The sequence below is a fragment of the Psychrobium sp. nBUS_13 genome (assembly GCF_051201665.1).
In the GTDB taxonomy this organism is placed as follows: domain Bacteria; phylum Pseudomonadota; class Gammaproteobacteria; order Enterobacterales; family Psychrobiaceae; genus Psychrobium.
The window spans coordinates 3,130,826-3,151,029 of record NZ_CP179210.1; the positions used below are offsets into that span (position 1 = coordinate 3,130,826).

The 20,204-nt window shown below is 40.9% G+C and carries 20 protein-coding genes; 4 read left to right on the forward strand and 16 right to left on the reverse strand.

Translation table 11 applies throughout. The features are described 5' to 3' along the window. Nucleotides 1-8: 8 nt before the first annotated feature. The 8 genes from mraY to ACMAZF_RS14495 all read right to left on the reverse strand — a co-directional run bounded on the left by mraY (nt 9) and on the right by ACMAZF_RS14495 (nt 8,044). Nucleotides 9-1,088, reverse strand: coding sequence for a phospho-N-acetylmuramoyl-pentapeptide-transferase (mraY, locus tag ACMAZF_RS14460; RefSeq protein ID WP_435274482.1), 1,080 nt, complete (start codon nt 1,086-1,088; stop codon nt 9-11). Next, on the reverse strand, nt 1,088-2,476 hold the full coding sequence (locus tag ACMAZF_RS14465; RefSeq protein ID WP_435274483.1) for a UDP-N-acetylmuramoyl-tripeptide--D-alanyl-D-alanine ligase: 1,389 nt from the start codon (nt 2,474-2,476) through the stop codon (nt 1,088-1,090). The genes mraY and ACMAZF_RS14465 overlap by 1 nt, the downstream gene beginning before the upstream one ends. Beyond that, nucleotides 2,473-3,972: a UDP-N-acetylmuramoyl-L-alanyl-D-glutamate--2,6-diaminopimelate ligase gene (murE, locus tag ACMAZF_RS14470; protein ID WP_435274484.1), complete on the reverse strand. Its 1,500-nt coding sequence runs from the start codon at nt 3,970-3,972 to the stop codon at nt 2,473-2,475. The genes ACMAZF_RS14465 and murE overlap by 4 nt, the downstream gene beginning before the upstream one ends. Then, the gene (locus ACMAZF_RS14475) at nt 3,962-5,722 is read right to left on the reverse strand and encodes a peptidoglycan D,D-transpeptidase FtsI family protein (RefSeq protein ID WP_435274485.1); all 1,761 of its coding nucleotides are present in this window, start codon (nt 5,720-5,722) and stop codon (nt 3,962-3,964) included. The genes murE and ACMAZF_RS14475 overlap by 11 nt, the downstream gene beginning before the upstream one ends. Beyond that, nucleotides 5,719-6,036: a cell division protein FtsL gene (ftsL, locus tag ACMAZF_RS14480; RefSeq protein ID WP_435274486.1), complete on the reverse strand. Its 318-nt coding sequence runs from the start codon at nt 6,034-6,036 to the stop codon at nt 5,719-5,721. Before ftsL ends, ACMAZF_RS14475 begins: the two co-directional genes overlap by 4 nt. A 13-nt stretch (nt 6,037-6,049) precedes the next feature. After that, nucleotides 6,050-6,988 (reverse strand): 16S rRNA (cytosine(1402)-N(4))-methyltransferase RsmH, encoded by a 939-nt coding sequence (rsmH, locus tag ACMAZF_RS14485; protein ID WP_435274487.1) that lies wholly within the window; start codon nt 6,986-6,988, stop codon nt 6,050-6,052. 3 nt (nt 6,989-6,991) lie between these two features. Next, nucleotides 6,992-7,450, reverse strand: a complete 459-nt coding sequence (mraZ, locus tag ACMAZF_RS14490) for a division/cell wall cluster transcriptional repressor MraZ (RefSeq protein ID WP_435274488.1) — start codon at nt 7,448-7,450, stop codon at nt 6,992-6,994. A gap of 306 nt (nt 7,451-7,756) precedes the next feature. Next, a complete protein-coding gene (locus ACMAZF_RS14495) occupies nt 7,757-8,044 on the reverse strand; it encodes a transporter substrate-binding domain-containing protein (protein ID WP_435274489.1) in 288 nt (95 codons plus the stop codon). Nucleotides 8,045-8,225: 181 nt separating this feature from the next. On the opposite strand from ACMAZF_RS14495, the gene ACMAZF_RS14500 reads away from it, so the two are divergent. Beyond that, nucleotides 8,226-8,420, forward strand: coding sequence for a hypothetical protein (locus ACMAZF_RS14500; RefSeq protein ID WP_435274490.1), 195 nt, complete (start codon nt 8,226-8,228; stop codon nt 8,418-8,420). A 53-nt stretch (nt 8,421-8,473) separates the two neighbouring features. Here ACMAZF_RS14500 and ACMAZF_RS14505 read toward each other — a convergent pair whose 3' ends face one another. Both ACMAZF_RS14505 and ACMAZF_RS14510 read right to left on the reverse strand, forming a co-directional pair. After that, entirely contained in the window at nt 8,474-9,493 is a 1,020-nt protein-coding gene (locus tag ACMAZF_RS14505; RefSeq protein ID WP_435274491.1) for a GGDEF domain-containing protein, read from the reverse strand. 61 nt (nt 9,494-9,554) lie between these two features. Then, a complete protein-coding gene (locus tag ACMAZF_RS14510; RefSeq protein ID WP_435274492.1) occupies nt 9,555-10,442 on the reverse strand; it encodes a LysR family transcriptional regulator in 888 nt (295 codons plus the stop codon). Between the two features lie 147 nt (nt 10,443-10,589). On the opposite strand from ACMAZF_RS14510, the gene ACMAZF_RS14515 reads away from it, so the two are divergent. Beyond that, on the forward strand, nt 10,590-12,083 hold the full coding sequence (locus ACMAZF_RS14515; RefSeq protein ID WP_435274493.1) for a CoA-acylating methylmalonate-semialdehyde dehydrogenase: 1,494 nt from the start codon (nt 10,590-10,592) through the stop codon (nt 12,081-12,083). A gap of 83 nt (nt 12,084-12,166) precedes the next feature. Here ACMAZF_RS14515 and ACMAZF_RS14520 read toward each other — a convergent pair whose 3' ends face one another. Further along, the gene (locus tag ACMAZF_RS14520; RefSeq protein ID WP_435274494.1) at nt 12,167-14,386 is read right to left on the reverse strand and encodes a S46 family peptidase; all 2,220 of its coding nucleotides are present in this window, start codon (nt 14,384-14,386) and stop codon (nt 12,167-12,169) included. 164 nt (nt 14,387-14,550) lie between these two features. Between ACMAZF_RS14520 and ACMAZF_RS14525 the strand changes: the two genes are divergently transcribed. Both ACMAZF_RS14525 and ACMAZF_RS14530 read left to right on the forward strand, forming a co-directional pair. Further along, nucleotides 14,551-15,420, forward strand: coding sequence for an SPFH domain-containing protein (locus ACMAZF_RS14525; RefSeq protein WP_435274495.1), 870 nt, complete (start codon nt 14,551-14,553; stop codon nt 15,418-15,420). 17 nt (nt 15,421-15,437) lie between these two features. Continuing rightward, nucleotides 15,438-15,638, forward strand: a complete 201-nt coding sequence (locus ACMAZF_RS14530) for a hypothetical protein (RefSeq protein WP_435274496.1) — start codon at nt 15,438-15,440, stop codon at nt 15,636-15,638. A 51-nt stretch (nt 15,639-15,689) separates the two neighbouring features. Here ACMAZF_RS14530 and ACMAZF_RS14535 read toward each other — a convergent pair whose 3' ends face one another. The 5 genes from ACMAZF_RS14535 to pqiB all read right to left on the reverse strand — a co-directional run bounded on the left by ACMAZF_RS14535 (nt 15,690) and on the right by pqiB (nt 20,166). Beyond that, on the reverse strand, nt 15,690-16,547 hold the full coding sequence (locus ACMAZF_RS14535; RefSeq protein WP_435274497.1) for a TraB/GumN family protein: 858 nt from the start codon (nt 16,545-16,547) through the stop codon (nt 15,690-15,692). A gap of 100 nt (nt 16,548-16,647) precedes the next feature. Next, complete coding sequence (locus ACMAZF_RS14540) at nt 16,648-17,508, reverse strand: CvfB family protein (protein ID WP_435274498.1); 861 nt, start codon at nt 17,506-17,508, stop codon at nt 16,648-16,650. After that, nucleotides 17,496-17,879: a glutaredoxin family protein gene (locus tag ACMAZF_RS14545; protein WP_435274499.1), complete on the reverse strand. Its 384-nt coding sequence runs from the start codon at nt 17,877-17,879 to the stop codon at nt 17,496-17,498. The genes ACMAZF_RS14540 and ACMAZF_RS14545 overlap by 13 nt, the downstream gene beginning before the upstream one ends. Before the next feature lie 9 nt (nt 17,880-17,888). Further along, nucleotides 17,889-18,521, reverse strand: a complete 633-nt coding sequence (locus ACMAZF_RS14550) for a PqiC family protein (protein ID WP_435274500.1) — start codon at nt 18,519-18,521, stop codon at nt 17,889-17,891. A 4-nt stretch (nt 18,522-18,525) separates the two neighbouring features. Further along, nucleotides 18,526-20,166, reverse strand: coding sequence for an intermembrane transport protein PqiB (gene pqiB, locus ACMAZF_RS14555; protein WP_435274501.1), 1,641 nt, complete (start codon nt 20,164-20,166; stop codon nt 18,526-18,528). Between the last annotated feature and the right edge of the window lie 38 nt (nt 20,167-20,204).

The window sequence follows — 20,204 nt, forward strand, 5'->3', positions numbered from 1 at the left end:
AGATATTCCTATCTGATTTTCAGGGTAGCTAAACCAACTAATACCAACACTAATGAAATGATCCAAAAACGCACAATAACGCGCGGCTCTGGCCAGCCTTTCAATTCGTAATGATGATGAATCGGTGCCATACGGAAAATACGTTGACCTCGTAATTTATAACTGCCCACTTGTAGAATGACAGACAGCGTTTCCATTACAAAAACACCGCCCATAATGACTAATAAAATTTCTTGGCGAACTAAAACAGCAATAATCCCTAAACATGCGCCTAATGCTAATGAGCCAACATCCCCCATGAATACCTGCGCAGGATAAGTGTTAAACCAGAGAAAGCCTAAACCCGCGCCAAAAATAGCTAAACACACAACGGTAAGTTCGCTGGCAAGCGGCAGATAAGGTAAATGTAGATATGCCGAGAAATTAACATTACCACTAATGTAAGCTACTAAGCCCAAGGCACCTGCCACCATAATCGTTGGTACTATTGCTAATCCATCGAGGCCATCAGTTAAATTAACCGCGTTACTTGAACCAACAACCGTAAAGTACACCAGCGCTATGTAAAGTAATCCAAGTTGCGGCAATATATCTTTAAAGAACGGCACAACGAGCACGGTTTCATTTGATTGAGATACAACATACAAGTAAAATGCGACCCCCAGTGCAATGGCTGACTGCCAGAAATATTTCCATCGAGCGATAAGCCCTGCCGAGTCTTTACGAATGACTTTACGGTAATCATCAACAAAGCCAACTAAGCCAAAACTGAGTAATACAAATAATGTCACGACAACGTAATGATTTGATAAATCAGCCCATAGCAAGGTACTCAACGCGATAGAGGCTAAAATTAGAATACCTCCCATTGTCGGTGTCCCAGACTTACTTAAATGAGATTGTGGACCGTCATCGCGAACGGTTTGACCTATCTGCATATTTTGCAAATAACGAATGAGTTTAGGCCCCATCCATAACGAGAACATAAGAGATGTTAAAATCGCCAGAATACTTCTAAAAGTAAGATAAGAAAAAATGTTAAAACCACTGACATATTGAGTCAGATAGTCGGTTAACCAAACTAGCATTACGCTGTTACTCCAATATTTTTAATAAATTCAACCACGGTTTCCATTGCAGTACTGCGCGATCCTTTCACCAACACCGTTATAGGTTGGTCTATTTGGTCATTTATAATGTGTTGTTCTAATGCTTGATTTAAGGCACCTTTGTCATCAAAGTTCTGATGTTTTCCTTCATAACCAAAGCCGTAATGATGACCCATAGTGCCAAACGTCATTAACACGTCAATGTTGTTTTTCTCAATAATAGAGCCCAATGATTGATGACATTCAACAGCATAATCACCCAGTTCCCCCATTGCGCCAAGGACAAGAATTGTTTGCCCTTGAGTACGGCCCAATACTTCTATGGCCGCCTTAATAGAGCTAGCATTCGCATTATACGTATCATCAATAACCGTTAACTTGGGTGAAATCACACTAATATTCAATCGCCCTTTCACTTCGGTCATTTGCGCTAAGCCTGATGCAATGTTTTGCAAAGATATTCCAACCGCCATCGTAGCAGCTGCTGCAGCTAATGCATTTTTGATATTATGCTCACCAGGTATAGGTAATGTAACAAATTGACTTTCCTGACAATGGTTAAGCATGAACGTTGCGCAGCCATTACTGAGTATTGAAATATCAGTTGCCCACACATCATGTGTATTTTGCAACACATTGCCATCACTAAATTGGGCTATTTTTCGATGTTGATTCTGTTGCTGCCACTGCGGTGCATACGCGATGTCAGCGTCAAAAACTGCTGTGCCTTGTTCGTCAAGGTGATTAAAAATCTCACTTTTTGCCGTAACAACGCCTTCTATTGAACCAAAACCTTCTAAATGCGCCGCGCCTATATTCGTGATTACACTAACATCAGGACGAGTAATTCCACTGGTAAAGTCAATTTCTCCAATGTGATTAGCACCAAGTTCAATGACTGCAAATTCATGCTGCTTTGTTAATCGCAACAATGTTAACGGCGCGCCAATCTCATTATTGAAATTTCCTAACGTCGCCAAAACATTACCTTGCGCTGACAAAATGCCATTAACCATTTCTTTTACAGTGGTTTTCCCGCAACTTCCTGTAATAGCAATAGTTTTAACATCTGCTAATTGCTTATTAAGTCCCGCTAATTGCGCCAGTGCACGTCGTGTATCTTCTACTACTAATTGAGGAACAGAACAATTGTACTGCTCTTTACTAACAATTAGTGAGGTAGCGCCCGCATTGATAACCTGCTCAATAAAATCATGGGCATCAAAATTATCGCCATAAAGTGCGATAAAACAGTCGCCTGCTTTAACTTGACGCGAATCTGTACAGAGGTTTTCAATTGACTTGTCTTGTCCGACAAGACGCCAATCTAGAGTCTTTGCGATGTATGAAAGCTCAACCGAAATCATAGTAAATTTTCTACCGTTTTTTGTGCCAGTACTCGCTCGTCATAATCAACGCGCCCACACTGTAATATTTGATAATCTTCATGTCCTTTACCTGCCAGCAGTACAATATCACCAACTTTTGCACGCTCAATCGTCGATTTAATGGCAAAAGTTCTATCATGCTCTACAGTAACCTGCTCTTTGTGTTCTATGCCTTCTAACATATCGGCAAAAATTGCAGACGGAGATTCACTGCGTGAATTATCCTGCGTGATAACAAGCTTGTCGGCATATTGCTCAGCAACAGCGGCCATTAACGGGCGTTTCTTGGCATCTCGGTCGCCGCCACAGCCAAAAACAACCCATAACTGCCCACTACAATGTACGCGTAAAGCACTCAATGCTTGTTTAAGTGCATCGGGAGTATGGGCGTAATCAACGACAACACTTGGCGTATTTTCATTGCCAAAGACTTCCATTCGACCAGCCACTGGCGTTAACTTGGACACATGCTCTAATAACTGCTGCGCACTAAAGCCAGCATTTAATAAGCAGCTAAATGCGGTCAAAACGTTATCGACGTTAAACGCACCTAACAGCTTAGTGCACAGATTAAAGGAGCTATTATTAACGCTTAATGAAGCACTGAAACCTTGCTGATCGAATGCTATATTTTTCGCCACGACATTATTCAATGCCAGTGCGCTAGGCTCATTGAAACAAGATAATTCAACCAATCTATTTTGTTGCTGCCATTGCGCAATCCAACCTTTAGCGGTGTTATCCGCACCATTAAGCACCATTGTTTTACTATAAGCATCGGTAAATAACACGTGTTTTGCGTCAGCGTAAGCCTGCATGGTGCCATGAAAATCGAGGTGGTCTTGAGTCAGATTAGTAAATGCCGCCACATCAAAATGCAACGTATTAACACGGCCCAACGACAAGCCATGAGAAGAAACTTCCATCACCACATGACTGGCCCCCAACTGCTTAGCACGGGCTAAGTGAGCGATTAAATCAATCGCATTTAGCGTCGTATTTGGGCTATCAACCAGCTGGCCGTATAAACCGTTGCCAAGGGTACCCATACAATAAGTTTTCTTCCCTAGGAGAGTAAGCCATTGCCCGACGAGTTGATTTACTGTAGTTTTCCCGTTAGTACCGGTGATGCCAATTAACGATAGTTCGTGTTGAGGATAATCGTAAAATCGAGAAGCAATTTCACTTAGTTTCAATTCCAATTCGTCAATGGCGATAACGGGGATTGAATAGTTACTGGTATCAAAATTAGTATCGTTAGCATCAATCAGCGCTACCACAGCACCAAGCTCTATTGCTTTATTGATATAAAGTCGTCCGTCTGTTTGTGCGCCATTAAGTGCAACAAACAAACCGTTAGTCGTCACAAGGCGTGAGTCGAGTTGAATATTACTAATATCAGTATTTTTCAGTGTGTCGACAACGGCATCAGTAACAAAGCCGCCAAGCAGGTGTGACAGTTCTTTATTGCTCATGAACGCCTCCCACTACTGCTCCTTGCCCATGACTAACTGCAGCAATATTGACGGGTAATTCTACTGTTTTGCTCGGCGCGACATTCATCAGTTGTAATGCACCAGTCGTGACTTTGGCAAACACCGGCGCAGCCACATCACCACCGTAGTATTTATCACCTTTAGGCTCATTAATAATAACAATGGTCACTAAACGAGGATTATCGATTGGCGCAATGCCAGCAAAAGACACCACATAATCTTCGCCATACCCGCCTGCAGTCGCTTTACGAGCGGTACCCGTTTTACCAGCAACACGATAACCACCAATACGCGCTTTGACGGCCGTTCCACCAGCCTTTGTAACTCCTTCCATCATTTGTAACATAGCGTTGGCAATTCTCGGTTCGATGACTTGTTCGGCTTCAGGTGGATTCTCTAATTTCAAAATCGAAATGGGGTTGAGACGCCCTTCATTGGCGATGACTGAATATGCCCTTGCAAGCTGTAACGGTGTCACCGCTAAACCATAACCAAATGACAATGTGGCGATTTCAAAGTCAGACCAACGTGAGCGGTCGCTCAAAACACCAGCACTTTCGCCGGGTAGCGTCACATTGGTGCGAGAACCAAAACCAAGATTATAATAGCTTGTAAGCAATTGCTCTTTAGGGACAGATAAGGCCATTTTACTCACACCAACATTCGATGATTTAGCAATAATGGTGGCTATATTGATCTTGCCATAATTACGTGGGTCTCGAACAGTATTAGCCCCTAGTCGATAACTTCCTTTGGTATCAATCTCTGAATCTAATTCATATTTTCCATAATCTAACGCCATCATTGCGGCTAATGGTTTGATGGTTGAACCCGGTTCAAACATATCTGTAATAGAGCGATTACGCATTCGATACGGCAGCATACTACGACGATTGTTCGGGTTGTAAGACGGTGTATTAGCCATCGCCAATATTTCACCTGTTTTTACGTCTAATACAATTAACGATCCTGATGTAGCATTATATTTTTCAGTGGCCGTTTTTAGTTCTTTGTAAGCAATGGCCTGAATGCGCTGATCAATACTGGTCATCACATCATTAGCGTTTTCACCTTCTTCGACAGTATTTAAACGTTCAACAACCATGCCATCACGAGCACGGCGTACTTTACGCTTTATCGGTGCACCAGTTAGCCAGTCGTCATAAGTCTTTTCAATACCATTTTGGCCTTCGTCATCAATATTGGTAAAACCAACGATATGAGAAGTCACTTCTCCTGTTGGATAATAACGTCGAGATGACGGCTTGAGATAAATACCGGGAATTTTAAGCTGCTTGATATAATCAGCTTGTGCAGGAGAAACTTGGCGTTTTAAATAAACAAAACGACGTTTAGGATCAGCAACGGCTTTTAACAATTTTTCGACTGGACGGTCTAAAACACCAGCAAGCGCTTCCCAGCGGCGCTTATCAGCTAGACCGTTTTTCTTATGAATCACGTTTGGTTCAGCCCAAACGACTTCAACGGGTACACTGACTGCCAGCGCAGTACCATGACGGTCGACAATATTGCCGCGATGAGATTGAGACACGATAGTACGTTTAGAGCGTAAATCACCTTGATAACGCAGTTTCTCAGAGTCGACAACTTGTAAAAAAGCAGCACGAGATGCGATGCCAATAAACACCAGAATGATAAGAGAAACAACCACATAGAGTCGCCATGTGATCAAGCTGGGTTTCTTTTTAGTTTTAGCTTGTTTTGTCATTTAGAAGACACCGCGATTTCTTTTTCTGTTGCAGGACGTTTCATTCCCAATTTTTGTGTTGCCAGCTCTTCGATACGGCTATGTTCAGCCAGTGCCATTTCTTCTAATAATAAATGGCGTGCTTCAAGTTTTAATTTATCTCGCTCTTCTCGCAGCTCTTCCCAGTGACCAATCAATAATCGATTTTGATGCGCGCTGTAAATCACAGCAATTGCAGAGCCTAAAACACTAACAACAAGAAGCACTAACCACAGGTGAGACAATACATCTCGCCAAATAACTTTTGTTAGATTGACCTGTCGTTCAGTGCTCATACGTCCAGTCCTTTTAAAGGCGCTGTGCAATACGCAATACTGAACTACGCGAGCGTGGGTTTTGAGCTATTTCATCTTTCGATGGTTTTATGGCTTTACTTATCGCTTTATAAGTACGCGATTTGTTTAATTCGTCTTCAGTAACAGGCAAGCCAAAGGGAACTTCTTCACCCTTACTTTGTTTACGAATAAAACGTTTAACAATGCGATCCTCTAACGAGTGAAAACTAATCACCGATAAGCGCCCTTGTGGTTTTAGAACATCGATTGATGCCAATAACGCCTGCTCAACCTCTTCAAGTTCGCTATTAATATAAATTCTAATTGCCTGAAAAGTACGAGTTGCCGGATGCTTATTCTTGTCTTTTACAGGCACGACGCGTGCAATAAAATCAGCTAACTGCTTAGTTGTTTCAAAAGGGGTATCAGTTCTATCTTTAACAATGGCGCGAGCAATGTGTACTGCCCAGTTTTCTTCACCAAAATTTTTGATAACCCAACTTATTTCATCAACTTCAGCTTGGGCTAACCACTGAGCGGCACTACGTCCTGATGTAGGATCCATTCGCATGTCTAATGGCCCATCACGCATGAAACTAAAACCGCGCTGAGCATCGTCAAGCTGAGGAGATGACACACCTAAATCCATCAATACACCATCAATTTTTCCTGTTAGGCCCAGCTCTTCTACATAGTTAGCCAGACCAGAAAATGGACCAGGAAGGATTTTAAAGCGAGCGTCTTCTTTTTCTAGCTCATGCGCAACAGCAATTGCTGTCGGATCGCGATCTATCGCATACAGCGTTCCAGTTTCATCGAGTTGAGACAGTAGGTGGCGACTGTGCCCGCCACGACCAAAGGTCGCATCAATATAAATTCCGCCAGGCTTAAGGGCTAACCCCTCAACAGCTTCATCTAACAGCACAGTAATGTGGGAGAATTGTTCAGTCATAAGTTACAGTGCCAGTTCCTTTAATCGGGTCGATTGTGAAAAGTCGATAGATCTTGCCAACGCTAAATCAGCTTGCACTTGTGCCTGCCAATCAGTCTCTGACCAAATTTCAAATTTATTCACTTGCCCTATTAACATTAATTTTTTTTCTAAGTTTGCGTGGGTTCTCAATGGCGCAGGAAGCAGAATTCGACCATTCTTATCCATCTCACAATCATTGGCATTACCAAGAATCAAACGCTTTATCGTCGCTTCTTGAGGATCAAAATCAGATAATTGAGACAGTTTTTCTTCAATGATTTTCCATTGAGCCAAAGGGTATAACAACAAACAAGAACGCTTAATATCGATAGTGATTACCAACTTACTTTCACCTGCAATAGACACTAGTTCACGATAGCTCATTGGCATCGTCAGTCGTCCTTTTGCATCTAGGTTAATTGCAGTTGTTCCACGTAACATAAATGTTCGCTATCCTATTCGTTCCCTAAAAATCCACTTTATGACACTTTATGCCACAAAAAACTATTCTAGGGTTAAGTGCAACGATCGTCAAGGTACAAACACGCGAAAACACGCTATTTTAAGCAAGCGTATGAAGTTAATGGGAAAGTAATTTTAGAACTGGAATTTATACCAATTGCATTAAATATTTGCCCACTTGTACTTGTTAAAATTAACTAAAATGGCGTTGCTCTCAATCCTAATAGCCAGCTATTAGTCAATCGAGCGCCTTGTTTTAGCTGATTTTCTCTACGCACAACAAGATCACTTACTTAATGCAATTGGTATAAAAACATCAACTGAATGCAACATTGATTTATCTACTTCAGATGCACCATTAATCAGTTTAATATTAACTTTGATTTGATGTTCTTGTTGCCAAAGAGCCCAATAATCAACAATTAAACCTTGTGGTGGTCCTTGATTGTCAAGGTATGAGTAAGGGGCAAAATTAATATCAATGGCGACAGTTATCTGTTCACCTTGCGTAGAAACACAGTGGCTATTAAGGGATACAAAAAGAACGACAGCGAAGAGCAGAGATTTAAGCAACGAATATAACCCTTAAAATGGCAAAGCCATATTAAGGGTAGAAGAAAAGTCTGACTTTTCAAACGAACTGTAAAATTACTTTGTCTATTTAAAAGATAGGAAAACGAGTAGAGTTAACCCTAAAGTATTTGGTATTAGTGCCGATAATATACTGTCATTTACACAAAATTTAGAGGCTGTTATGGATTCAATATCTTCAGGGAAGTACACCCAAGGCGCTGAATTACTTAGCGCATCAATGAGTAAAAACCAGCAGAAACAAGAAGGTAAGATGGCATTGGCATTAATTGAAGCTGCTGCAAGCAGTAGCCCAGCCCAATCAAATTTAGCAAGCCCAACAGCAACCATGGGTAATCATATCAATATAAAAGCGTAAGTTTGCTAACTATTGAAATACAAAGATGCGATTATTAATCGCCTTTTTTATGATTAAATTGGCATCACGCGATTTCGCCCTTGCGCTTTCGCTTTGTATAAAAGATCATCTGCTCGCGCAATAAAACTAGTCAGATTATCCCCTGGCGTAAACTCAGAGACGCCAAATGACGCACTAATATGATCAATTAATTTGGTCGTTCGCTTATCGCGAAGTGTGAGTTTATCAACAAGTTTACGCAATGTTTCAGCATACTGCCTTGCCTGTCTTAGCCCGCTATTAGGAATTAATATCGCAAACTCTTCGCCGCCAAACCTAAAGGCCATAGCACCATCCCGCGTAGCATCAAGCAATCGACGTCCAACGGCTTTGAGAACTTGGTCCCCCAACAAATGACCATATTCATCATTAAACTTTTTAAAATGATCAATATCAGCCAGAATTAGGCAAAGCCCTTTATTATCTGTTTTTAATAATGTCGATAATTCGGTATCAAATGAATGGCGATTAAGTAGACCTGTTAAAGAATCATACAGCGCGATTTTTTGGCTTTTGTGCAATTGAGACTTTAATGACTCTATCTCTTCTTTTGCTTTGTCTAAACTATTACTAAAAAACTGCGTCGCATTGCGAATAGCTTTTGAGTCACCATCAAGCTCTCTAATTAAGCTCATCACCTCTTCAATAGACCAACCCTCGTCTTCGACGCGATGCAAATTCGAAAACGTTTTATCGATGGTATTCTGAAATTTACTCGCATCAGAAGAAGTATCTTTAATTGATTGTCCAAGCTCAAGTAGCATCGCTTCAACGCTTTCACGCATTTTCCAAGTGCCAGATTCTATTTCATCAGCAACAAACCGACGATACAGAGTTTGTGCTTGGACAGGTGGGAAAATTGGATAGTTTTTAAGTAACTCATCGAGTTCTGATGTTAGCTGCTCATCATCATTACCGACATAGGAATACCATAATGCATAATTCATAGGCGTTGTTGCCACATGATGCTTCATCATTAATGGCACTACCTTTTTTAATCGCTTGGTAGATTCCGAAAAAATATCATCACTCATAATAAACTCTCAACTCGATACATTTCTTTATCATAGCCTAAATTACTCATTGATAAGCAATTTAATCGATGAGTTGTGAAATAGATTGATCTGTCTTTACTTGAAGATAGTGCCACAATGTTTTGACTCGCAATAATTCCATCTTGTCTCGTGGCGCTGCAATCCAAAATTGACGAACAATATCCAAAGCGTCGGGCAGCACTTCCACTAGCCCTTGTTTTTTATTCGCTAGAAAACACGGCAAGATCGCCATCCCCATTCCTGACTCAACGGCAGTCGCTTGCGCGATGACACTAGAACTTTTAAAGCGTGGTTTTATTTGCGGCAAAAATTGCTCCAAATAACATAGTTGACGACTAAAAATTAAGTCATCAACGTAACCAATCATTTCATGCTCAGTAAGTGATGCTAACGACTTTATTTCGCTGTGACGCGCAAGATAACTTTCGCTGGCGTAAAGTTTTAAGCGGTAATCACATAGTTTCGCGACAACTAATGATTCACTGGTTGGCTTATCAATAGTAATGGCAATATCCGCCTCATGATGCGCTAATTTCACCGAACGTTGCAGTGGCAGCAACTCAATATTTATCTGCGAATGAGACGCCATAAACTCAGTAAGTTGGCTGGCAATAAAGTAATTACCAAAAGCATCCGTCGTCCCCAACCTAATATCGCCAAACTGTTGTAAATTTTTGCCTTGCAATAATTCAATAGCACTTTGTGTTTTCTGCTCCATCTCTAGCGCGGTTTGCAATAATTGACTACCGTGTTGTGTTAATTTATGCCCTTGATTTTCACGAGTAAATAACTGTGTCCCTAATACTGACTCCAATTTATGAAGTCGACGAGATACGGTGGATGAGTCTACTCCTAGGCGTTTTGAAGCGCCTGTTAGTGTTTCACTTTTTGCCACTTCCAGAAATATTTTTAAATCTTCCCAATTCATTTTATAGCCATTCGTCTAAATCTTTGCATATTTGCATATTTGCAAGACTGCCTTGCAACAACATCTATTGTCAAGTAAATCAGAGCTAGCTATGCTGCTACATACTTAACTTAACGCTAAAAATAGAAAAAGGATAATCCCATGTCTATGCGCCGCATCCCTATGCTAATCAATGGTGAGCATGTTCAATCAATTACCGATCGTTGGGTTGATGTTCTAAATCCAGCAAACCAAGAAGTGGTTGCACAAGTTCCAATGGCAACAATTGAAGAAGTTGATGGTGCTATCGAAAATGCACATGCAGCGTTTCAATCATGGAAGAAAGTATCACTAGGCAATCGCATGCGCATTATGCTTAAGCTTCAGCACCTTATTCGTGAAAACACCACTAAACTAGCTGAGCTAATTACGCTGGAGCACGGTAAAACACTCCCCGATGCTGAGGGTGAAGTGGCTCGTGGATTAGAAGTTGTTGAGCACGCGTGTTCTATTACTTCACTGTCTTTAGGGGAAATGGCTAACAATGTCGCAGGTAACATCGATGTACACACTCTAAAGAAACCATTAGGTGTTGGCGCTGGTATTACGGCATTTAATTTCCCTGTTATGCTACCGTGTTTTATGTTCCCACTGGCCTTAGCAACAGGTAACACCTTTGTTTTAAAACCATCAGAGCAAGATCCATCATCATCTCTTTTCTTAGCCGAACTTGCACTAGAAGCTGGTATTCCAGCCGGTGTCCTAAATGTCGTTCACGGCGGGCCAGAAGTCGCTGATCGTTTATGTTCTCATCCGCTAATTAAAGCGGTTTCTTTCATTGGTTCTAGCCATGTTGGTAAGCACATTTACGAACGTGCAAGTCACTATGATAAACGTGCTCAGTGTATGATGGGGGCAAAAAATCACTGTATCATCATGCCTGATTGCGACAAAGAACAAGCAATTAACAACATTTTAGGAGCAGCTTACGGCGCCGCAGGTCAACGTTGTATGGCTAATTCAGTGGTTATTCTTGTTGGTAAAACACAAGAGTGGTTAGACGAGATTGCAAAACGTAGCCATGATATGAAAATTGGACCAGGCACCGATCGCAACGCCGATTTGGGCCCAGTAATCACTCCGGCTGCTAAAAACCGCATTACCAGTTTAATTAATAGCGGTGTCGAGCAAGGCGCTAATCTAATGGTTGATGGTCGTGACTGTGTTGTTAAAGGTTATGAGCAAGGTAACTTTGTTGGCCCAACTATGTTTAGCGGTGTCAAAGCTGACATGGATATCTACACGCAAGAAATTTTTGGTCCCGTATTATTAGTATTAAGTGCTGATACGTTCGAAGAAGCCATCGATATTCTTAACGCTAATCCAAATGGTAACGGCGCATCAATTTTCACTAACTCTGGTTACTTTGCGCAGCGTTTTGAAAATGAAGCAGACGCTGGCCAACTAGGCATTAATATTCCAATTCCAGTACCTGTTGCTTACTTTAGTTTTACTGGTTCACGTGCCTCTAAACTCGGTGATTTAGGCCCTAATGGCAAACAAGCTATTGCATTTTGGACTCAAACTAAAACGGTATCGACACGTTGGTTTGCACCAGATGAAGAAGCTGGTGAAGTAAACACCACCATCACGATGAAATAAGTAACACTATCTTATTGTCTAAATAGAAAGGCCACTAACAACGTTAGCGGCCTTTTTTCTTATGTTTTACAACCCGATAGGTATTATTTTACGATTTTCATTTCTTCAATTAGGTTGTCAGCACCATAGTGCTCCATTAACCACAACATGTAACGCACATCAACGTGAATTGCGCGAGTAATACGTTGATTGAAGTACCAATCTTTAGTTATTGACTCATAAGTAGAATCAAAGTTTAAACCCACTAATTCACCACGAGCGTTCATTACCGGCGAGCCTGAGTTACCACCAGTTGTATCAGCACTTGATAAAAAGTTAACTGGCACCGAGTTAAACTCGTTTAAGATTTTCTCATGACAACCAAATAGCTTACAGTGCCATTTTGAAGGGAACTGCTTCTCTACGTATTTTTGCGCATAGTTGCCGTAATCACGATCATTAATTGCTTTAATTAACGGCGCAGGAGCATCAAATGGGAATACGCCAGTTGCTTTAGCAGCAAGCCCTTCAAGTGACGTAAATGGCGTTTTATACACACCGTCTGCTGCTGGGTATCCATCAACGGTACCAAAAGTTACACGCAGAGTGCCATTAGCATCAGGATACACAGGTTTTCCTAGGCTACGGTTAAAGGCAATGATTGCTTTCATGTACTCTGGGCGCACTTGCGCCAACTGACCAGCCATTTCTTTGCGCTGTGCTTCACGTTTCATATTAGAATCATATAGGGCAACCGCAAGTTTAATGAACGCATCATCAGATTGCTGGAAGTCTTGTACGCTTTTCCCCACCCAATTTAAGCGCGTATCATAATCAGCCAATTGTGAACCCGCATAGAACTTAGCTAATACATCATTAATTTGCGTATCAGTCATGTCGCTAGTTAAACCAAGCGCTTTATCAAATGCAGCCACTCGAACACTGTCACCTTGGCTCAAGTATTCACTGATATACGTCTGCCATAACTGTTGATCAACACCCGCATCAAAACGTGTTTTTAGGCGTTTTAGACCAGATTTAATACGATTAATATCACGAGCTTGATAACCTGACTCTCGCTCACTGTCTGGCTTTTCACTTTCAATCGCTAGACGATACAAACGTGATGCAGCACTAAGTAAGCTTGAGCTAGCCGCATAGTTTGCATAAAAACCCTGTTTAGCGCTTGCTTGATTTTTCTCTATCAACGCAGACAACTCGCCATGAGTTAATGAATATTGCGCACGAGAATTATCTTTAGCAATCCAGTTTAATAAATCTTGCTCTTGCTTAAGCTTAATGCCGTGAATATCAGTGGCTTTAAACCCATCCATTAATCCCATGCGTTTTTTCATGCGATTATTAATGCTTTTAACCGTCGATGAATACTTTACGTCAAGGGCTGGTTTGCCTTTCGTCGCAAGCGCGATAGTGTCTAATGTTTTGTTATACATTGCCACTTGTGCTGGATAACTCCAACTGCCTGCAAAATCAATTTCGCTCGCTAATTTATAACGGCTGGTGCTCCCCGGATAACCCGCTAAAATAACGCCGTCACCTTTTTTAACGCCATTACCGTTAACCGTTAAGTACGACTTAGGCTTAAATGGCACATTGTCTTTGCTGTAGTTTGCGCTTTTACCATCTTTATCGACGTAAGCACGAATAAAGGTGAAATCAGCGACGTGACGCGGGTACTCAAAATTGTCGATGTCACCACCAAAGTTACCTAATGAATCAGGCGGCGCATATACCAAGCGTACGTCTTTGATCATTAACTGCTTTAATAAGAAATACTCCATTCCATGATGGAATGAACGCACACTACAACGATAATCATCACTAGTTTCACATGCTTTTACTAAGGCTTTACGCTTGTTAGCAATAGCATCAAAACGTGCTTTACCCGTTAATTCACCAAGGTCAGCCACAACCTTATCAGTTACATCAGTCACTTCTTCTGTAATATAAACACGTTGGCGAGGGCCACCTGATAATTCCTCACTCATGGTTTTCGCCAAGAAGCCTTTCTTGATCAAATTGTTTTCTGGTGTTGAATTGTTAGCAATCGCGCCGTACGCACAGTGATGATTTGTGACGACTAAACCATTTGGTGAAACGAAGGATGCAGAACAACCACCAAGTCCCACAACGGCATTAAGGGGGTATTTGTCGAGCGATGAAACTTGCTCGGCTGATAATTTCATGCCAATACGATCAAATTCGTGTTGCAGTTTTTTAATTTGATGAGGCTGCCACTGCCCCTCATCTGCAAATGCACCAAAGGCCGTCAATACTGCGGCAATAGAGACAATTTTTTTCATTATTATTTTCTCAAAGAGTTAAAAGCGCTGATTATTCTACGTTAATCACACCTAAAAAACCGCAGCTGTTGATTGTAAATTGTATAAAAAGATTGCAAAGATTCTTTTTTAGAACTAAAGTGATATCACTTTGACATCACAAACAAATTAAAGTGAGGTACATTATGACAATACACACAACTGAAAAAACGGGTTGGAGCATGAGCGGATACCCTATCGTAGGGCTACTATTTCTCAATATCGTTATATTTTTCACCGCAATGCTCAACATTGCTGGCGAGCAAAAGCTATTCTTCATCGCACTATTACCAATAAGCATTTTTATTGGCGTGGGTTTTTATATGGTTCACCCTAAGCAAGCGCGCGTACAATTACTGTTTGGTAAATATCAAGGCACTGATACGAACACTGGTTTACGTTGGTCTAATCCGCTTTACGTTAAAGACAAAGTATCATTGCGCGTGAGAAACTTTGAGAGTGACAAGCTTAAAGTTAACGATCAACTCGGTAATCCCATACAGATTGCATCCGTTGTTGTGTGGGAAGTTGTTGATAGCGCTGAAGCATTGTTTGAAGTCGATGATTACGAGAGTTTCGTCAGTATTCAATCTGAAGCCGCATTAAGAAACTTGGCAACTAACTACCCGTATGACCAACACGATGGTGACGATCAAGTGTCGTTGCGTTCACACGCAAACCAAGTTGCTGGCGCTTTAAAAGAAGAAATTCAATCACGTTTGGCTAAAGCTGGCGTAAAAGTGATTGAAGCGCGTATCAGTCACCTTGCTTATGCGCCTGAAATAGCGAGTGCTATGTTGCAACGTCAACAAGCAGCTGCGATAATCGCCGCCCGCGAACGCATCGTCGAAGGCGCTGTAGGCATGGTTGAGCTAGCATTAACTCGCCTAAGCGAAAAAGAGATAGTAACGCTCGATGAAGAACGCAAAGCAGCTATGGTTAGTAACTTGCTCGTTGTTTTATGTTCCGATAAAAATACTCAGCCTGTTGTTAACACTGGTTCGCTATATAACTAATTATTAGGAATTTATTGATGACCAAGCGCAAAGCCTATCCACTTCGCATTAACGAGGATATTTTGGCGGCCGTGCAGCGTTGGGCAGATGATGAACTTCGCAGTGCTAATGCACAAATTGAATATATATTACGTCAAGCATTAGTAAAAAGTGGCCGTGTAAAACTCGTCGACAAGGTGATTACTGAAGTTGTTGATGTGAAAAAAGATAAAGAATAAACAAAAAACCACAGCCAAGGCGGTGGTTTTTTTATTGCAAGATTTCAAATGCTACTGAATACGCGTTACTTTATAACCTGCTTTAGTCAGCAAGGTTGGTACACCATACTCACCAATCATATGTGCAGCACCAACCACAACAAATGTTGATTTTTTATCATTAAACAGTTTTCCAAGTTTTGGGATCCAATTTTGGTTTCGTTTAATAAGCATATCTTCCATCTGCTCTGCACTCATTTGCTCAACCATTAACTGCTCAATGCCGTCCATTTTTCCTTGTTCCCACAAGGTAATTAATTTCAATGCTTCTTGTGCTGGTAAATCAATTATCTCAATCAACATTTTCTCATCAGAAAATGTCTTTTCAAGCATATCAATTTGAAATTGAGCTGTTTCCAGCTCTATCAATGGCATATTCTTTTGTTTTGCACGCGCAATAAACTGAGCATCCACGCCATATTGGGGGGCAAGCTGAGCTTTTAAGAAAGGTAAAACACTCACTACTGTCGCCGCAGCCCAAGGCTTGTAAGGCTCAACAACTTGAATTGGCATACCCATGTTAGTCATATGTGCTGAGAGCTTTTGATAAGTAGCTGGCGTCAGTTCACTTTTAAGTGTTTTTCCTTTCGGTAACATCATTTGTTGTTGCATTGCCATTGCAGTGGTGGCATTTGTGGCATCTAATTCAACAACTAACTGCTTTGTATTGGCGAAGCCGTTCATAATTTCTGGTGATAACGGATACCATTGACTCGCACCTATATGAACCGAACCGAGCATATAGCTTGTCGTGCCTTGGTGCTCGACCTTCCAAAATGCTGGCTTTGCCCCTTGTGCCATTGCAGTTAATGAGATGAGCGCTAACGTAGCAACCGTAAAAACACGCTTAAAAACATTGCTAAATAACATACTTTTTCCTTGTAAATTCAGTTAAGTGAGTCACTTTACGATATCTAAAAAAAAAGCACCATCATTTATTATGACAGTGCTTTATTCGACCAGGGGTTATTTAGTGTAAACGGATACCGTCACTTTCAATGCTAATAACACCCGCTTTTAATAAATTACCAATCGATTGCTTAAATTTCTTTTTACTAACCCCAAACAAGCGGCTAATAATTTCTGGCGAACTCTTATCACTAACGTGAGTAAAACCATCATTTTGTTTTAAGAACTTAATAATTTTATTGCCTAGTTCATCATTGGTTGAATAACCTGGCTTTTCCAGTAATAAATCGATTTTATCGTCATCACGTATGCGATTAATGTACGCCTTGGTTCGATAACCAATACGCAACTCTTTAAAGACTTCGTTGCGATATAACACGCCCCAATGAGCGCCTTCAATGGCCGCTTTATAGCCCATGTCAGTATGATCGCAAATGACAATTTCAACTTGTTGATGCAAATCGTAATTGACTGGTTCACGATGTAAACGTTTGTCTAACTTTGTTGACGCAACAATTCGGTTACTGACATCAACATATAATAAGGCTAAATATGATTTTCCTTCTTCTAAACGCTCTGCTTGCTCAGCAAATGGCACTAAGAGCTCTTTTTCCAAACCCCAATCAAGAAACGCACCGATACTTGTTACGGCATTAACACGTAAGCTAGCAATGTCACCCACTTGCGCTTTAGGCGTTTTAAGCGTGGCGATTAAACGATCTTCTGAATCTTTATAAATAAACGCATCAACTTCGTCCCCCACTTCTAGCATTGATTCAACAGCGCTATTGGGCAGTAAAATTTCACCTAAATCTTGACCATCGAGGTAATAACCAAAATCAACTTCTTTAACGACTGATAAGGTATTAATACGACCTAGTTGAACTAAACCTCGTAAGCGAGATTCTCTTAACCTTGACATGTTTGCTCCTGCGCGGCGAAACGCGTGGTGAGATATTCATTAATATCAGATGATTCATACATCCATTGAACATCACCATTAGTATGTTCAATACGTAAACAAGGGACTTTTGGAGAGCCACCTTCTGCTAACAGCTCTTCTTTGTGTGGCGACACCTTGGCATCTTTTAGAGCAATGTTAAGTGACAATCGCTTCATTTGGCGACGAACTTTAACGCAAAATGGACATGCAGCAAACTGATATAGCGTAAGAGACTGTGTTTGCTCGTCAACCTGTTGCTGCATTTGCGCATCGCGCTTTAAACCACGTGGAGAAAAAACAAAACTAAGCAGCAAAATAATACGACCTAAGATCCAACGAACAATAAACATGTCTAACCCTCAACTAAAAAATTGGCGGCGATAATAACACATAGTGCGAACGATCTCACTGGCTGATGATGGCAGTTGTGATGCTTGTTCAACCATTGTTTTACCCAATTGAGCGACCAATGAGTTTAGTGATTCAACCGCGTGTGCGTAACCGTCATCAGTTAACGTTTTACTTAAGTGAAAATCATGCTGCGCCATCAGCTCATCACCCAAATACAATTTGTATTTTCCGGCAAAGGTTACTAAAGAATCATGGCTTGGATAAAACTTTTCGACATAAAGCTCTGCGGTATAGCAGTCTGATGCAGCTCTACAACGAGAAAAGTGATGTTCATCAGCACGAATTTTACTTTGTGAACTATTAATATCATTAATCAAACTACGGCTAATCCCCTTATCAATAGGCTCTGCCCATAATTGATAACGCGTGGTGACTAGTTCACCATTTTCTTGCTCAAACACAATGCTCGATTGCTTAAGGTAATCCACAACAGCGATACGCTTGATAAGCAATTGCTTTGCACTAAAATCGACTTGAGCGGGTTTAGGACCTTTAGACAACTGGAAAATATTGATTGATTGCGAAGTTGATTGGCACCCAACCAGCACTAACAAACACAGACTTAAAATCACTTTATTCATTATTCTATTTTCCTTTCGGCTGAGGATCTTCATCCACTTGCCCTTTAAATATTAACGCATTAGGTTTGTTGTTAAGCTCTTTAATCAATGGTTGAATATCACGCATTAATTGCTGAAATTGCGATAAGCTTTGCTCAAGTTCACCATATACTGGCGCTTGATGATTATAGCTTTCAAGGGTTTTACTCAATTGCGATAAGGTTTTATTAACTGATTCAGGAATAGCCTGCGTCTCTTGTGCGTTAATCAGTGCTTTCACATCAGCAATAGCTTCATTGAGTCCAATCATTGTACTGTTCGCGCTAGCAAGCATTTGATTAATGTTATCGACAGTCACTTCAATTGGCATTGATGAAAATTTATCTAAAATATCAAATACTTTCTCTTCTATTTGCGCTAATGAGCCAGCCATCGATGGCATCACAGGCCAAGATTGATAGGTTTCTACCTGATGCTGTGAATCTAAGGTGTAATAATCTAAATCAACAAATAAACTACCAGTGAGTAATGAGCCTGATTTAAGAGTCGCTCTAAGTCCTTGCTCTGTCCATTTATCAATATATTGTGAAATTAAATCAACTGATGTTTGTTCATCTGGTAAACCAAGCCTTGCCGGTTCAAACTTAATGAGCACAGGAATACGCTGTTCATTACTCGCCAAAATATCCATCGTCAAGGTGCTATCAATTTTAGCTACGGTACCAACACGAATGCCTCGATACTCAACAGGTGCACCAACATCGAGTCCGCGGATAGAATCTTCAAACATCACAATGAACTCTTTCGCCTGATACTGTCTTCTTTCATAAACACTATCGGCATCAGGGTATAAAACATGCGGTCGCGCAGTATTAATTGCATTGCCTAATGGTAAATCTATTGGAACATCAAAAGTCACGCCACCACTTATAATTGATTCAAGCGATCCAACATTGACCTTAATTCCTTGCGTTGTTGCGTTAAAATCAACACCACTGCTATTCCAAAAATAAGTATTCTCAGTAAGCAATTCACTGTACGGCGACTTTACGAAAATTTGATAATGTACTCTACGATTCTCAATATCGAAGGTCGACTTCTCAACACGGCCTACTTCAAAACCTCGATATAAAACAGGCTCACCTATGCTTAATGAATTCCCTTGTTCACTCACCAAATCAAGACGAGTTCCAGGAACCCCAAAGCCTGTTATCGGCTCTTGCTCTAAACCAGTGTAGGTTGTGCTTAATACACTGCTATTTCCTGGCACAAATTCAATATAAGAGCCAGACATCAAAGTACCCAGCCCTGAAATTCCACCACTACCAATACGAGGTTTCACCACCCAAAAATTGGCATCTTCAGTCAACATATCAGCAACTTGTTGGTCGAGCTGAATATGTGCAATCACCCCATTGCCTTGTAATCTGACATCTTTCACAAAACCGATATCAACCTCTAAGGTCTTAACACGGGTTTTTCCAGCAACCAATCCTTCAGCTGTTTCAAAAGTAATAGTAATAGCAGGCCCGCGATTTACGTAGGTATCAATAACCATCCAAGAAGCAATCGCCAAGGCTAAAAATGGGATCAGCCACACTTTCGAAATACGATTATGTGTTTTTATCTCGGCCATCATAGGTTGTGGCACTTGCGCCTCACTCATTTCTTATTCTCATTCAAATAAATTAATTTCATCGACCA

Excerpts from the sequence above, each read along its gene's own strand:
- ftsL (WP_435274486.1), bottom strand. The coding sequence starts at position 6,036 with ATGAGCACTGAACGACAGGTCAATCTAACAAAAGTTATTTGGCGAGAT.
- mraZ (WP_435274488.1), bottom strand. The coding sequence starts at position 7,450 with ATGTTACGTGGAACAACTGCAATTAACCTAGATGCAAAAGGACGACTG.
- ACMAZF_RS14535 (WP_435274497.1), bottom strand. The coding sequence starts at position 16,547 with ATGTTATTTAGCAATGTTTTTAAGCGTGTTTTTACGGTTGCTACGTTA.
- ACMAZF_RS14550 (WP_435274500.1), bottom strand. The coding sequence starts at position 18,521 with ATGAATAAAGTGATTTTAAGTCTGTGTTTGTTAGTGCTGGTTGGGTGC.
- ACMAZF_RS14510 (WP_435274492.1), bottom strand. The coding sequence starts at position 10,442 with ATGAATTGGGAAGATTTAAAAATATTTCTGGAAGTGGCAAAAAGTGAA.
- mraY (WP_435274482.1), bottom strand. The coding sequence starts at position 1,088 with ATGCTAGTTTGGTTAACCGACTATCTGACTCAATATGTCAGTGGTTTT.
- ACMAZF_RS14540 (WP_435274498.1), bottom strand. The coding sequence starts at position 17,508 with ATGTCAAGGTTAAGAGAATCTCGCTTACGAGGTTTAGTTCAACTAGGT.
- ACMAZF_RS14530 (WP_435274496.1), top strand. The coding sequence starts at position 15,438 with ATGACCAAGCGCAAAGCCTATCCACTTCGCATTAACGAGGATATTTTG.
- pqiB (WP_435274501.1), bottom strand. The coding sequence starts at position 20,166 with ATGAGTGAGGCGCAAGTGCCACAACCTATGATGGCCGAGATAAAAACA.
- ACMAZF_RS14545 (WP_435274499.1), bottom strand. The coding sequence starts at position 17,879 with ATGTTTATTGTTCGTTGGATCTTAGGTCGTATTATTTTGCTGCTTAGT.
- ACMAZF_RS14520 (WP_435274494.1), bottom strand. The coding sequence starts at position 14,386 with ATGAAAAAAATTGTCTCTATTGCCGCAGTATTGACGGCCTTTGGTGCA.
- murE (WP_435274484.1), bottom strand. The coding sequence starts at position 3,972 with ATGAGCAATAAAGAACTGTCACACCTGCTTGGCGGCTTTGTTACTGAT.
- rsmH (WP_435274487.1), bottom strand. The coding sequence starts at position 6,988 with ATGACTGAACAATTCTCCCACATTACTGTGCTGTTAGATGAAGCTGTT.
- ACMAZF_RS14515 (WP_435274493.1), top strand. The coding sequence starts at position 10,590 with ATGCGCCGCATCCCTATGCTAATCAATGGTGAGCATGTTCAATCAATT.
- ACMAZF_RS14525 (WP_435274495.1), top strand. The coding sequence starts at position 14,551 with ATGACAATACACACAACTGAAAAAACGGGTTGGAGCATGAGCGGATAC.
- ACMAZF_RS14475 (WP_435274485.1), bottom strand. The coding sequence starts at position 5,722 with ATGACAAAACAAGCTAAAACTAAAAAGAAACCCAGCTTGATCACATGG.
- ACMAZF_RS14465 (WP_435274483.1), bottom strand. The coding sequence starts at position 2,476 with ATGATTTCGGTTGAGCTTTCATACATCGCAAAGACTCTAGATTGGCGT.
- ACMAZF_RS14500 (WP_435274490.1), top strand. The coding sequence starts at position 8,226 with ATGGATTCAATATCTTCAGGGAAGTACACCCAAGGCGCTGAATTACTT.
- ACMAZF_RS14505 (WP_435274491.1), bottom strand. The coding sequence starts at position 9,493 with ATGAGTGATGATATTTTTTCGGAATCTACCAAGCGATTAAAAAAGGTA.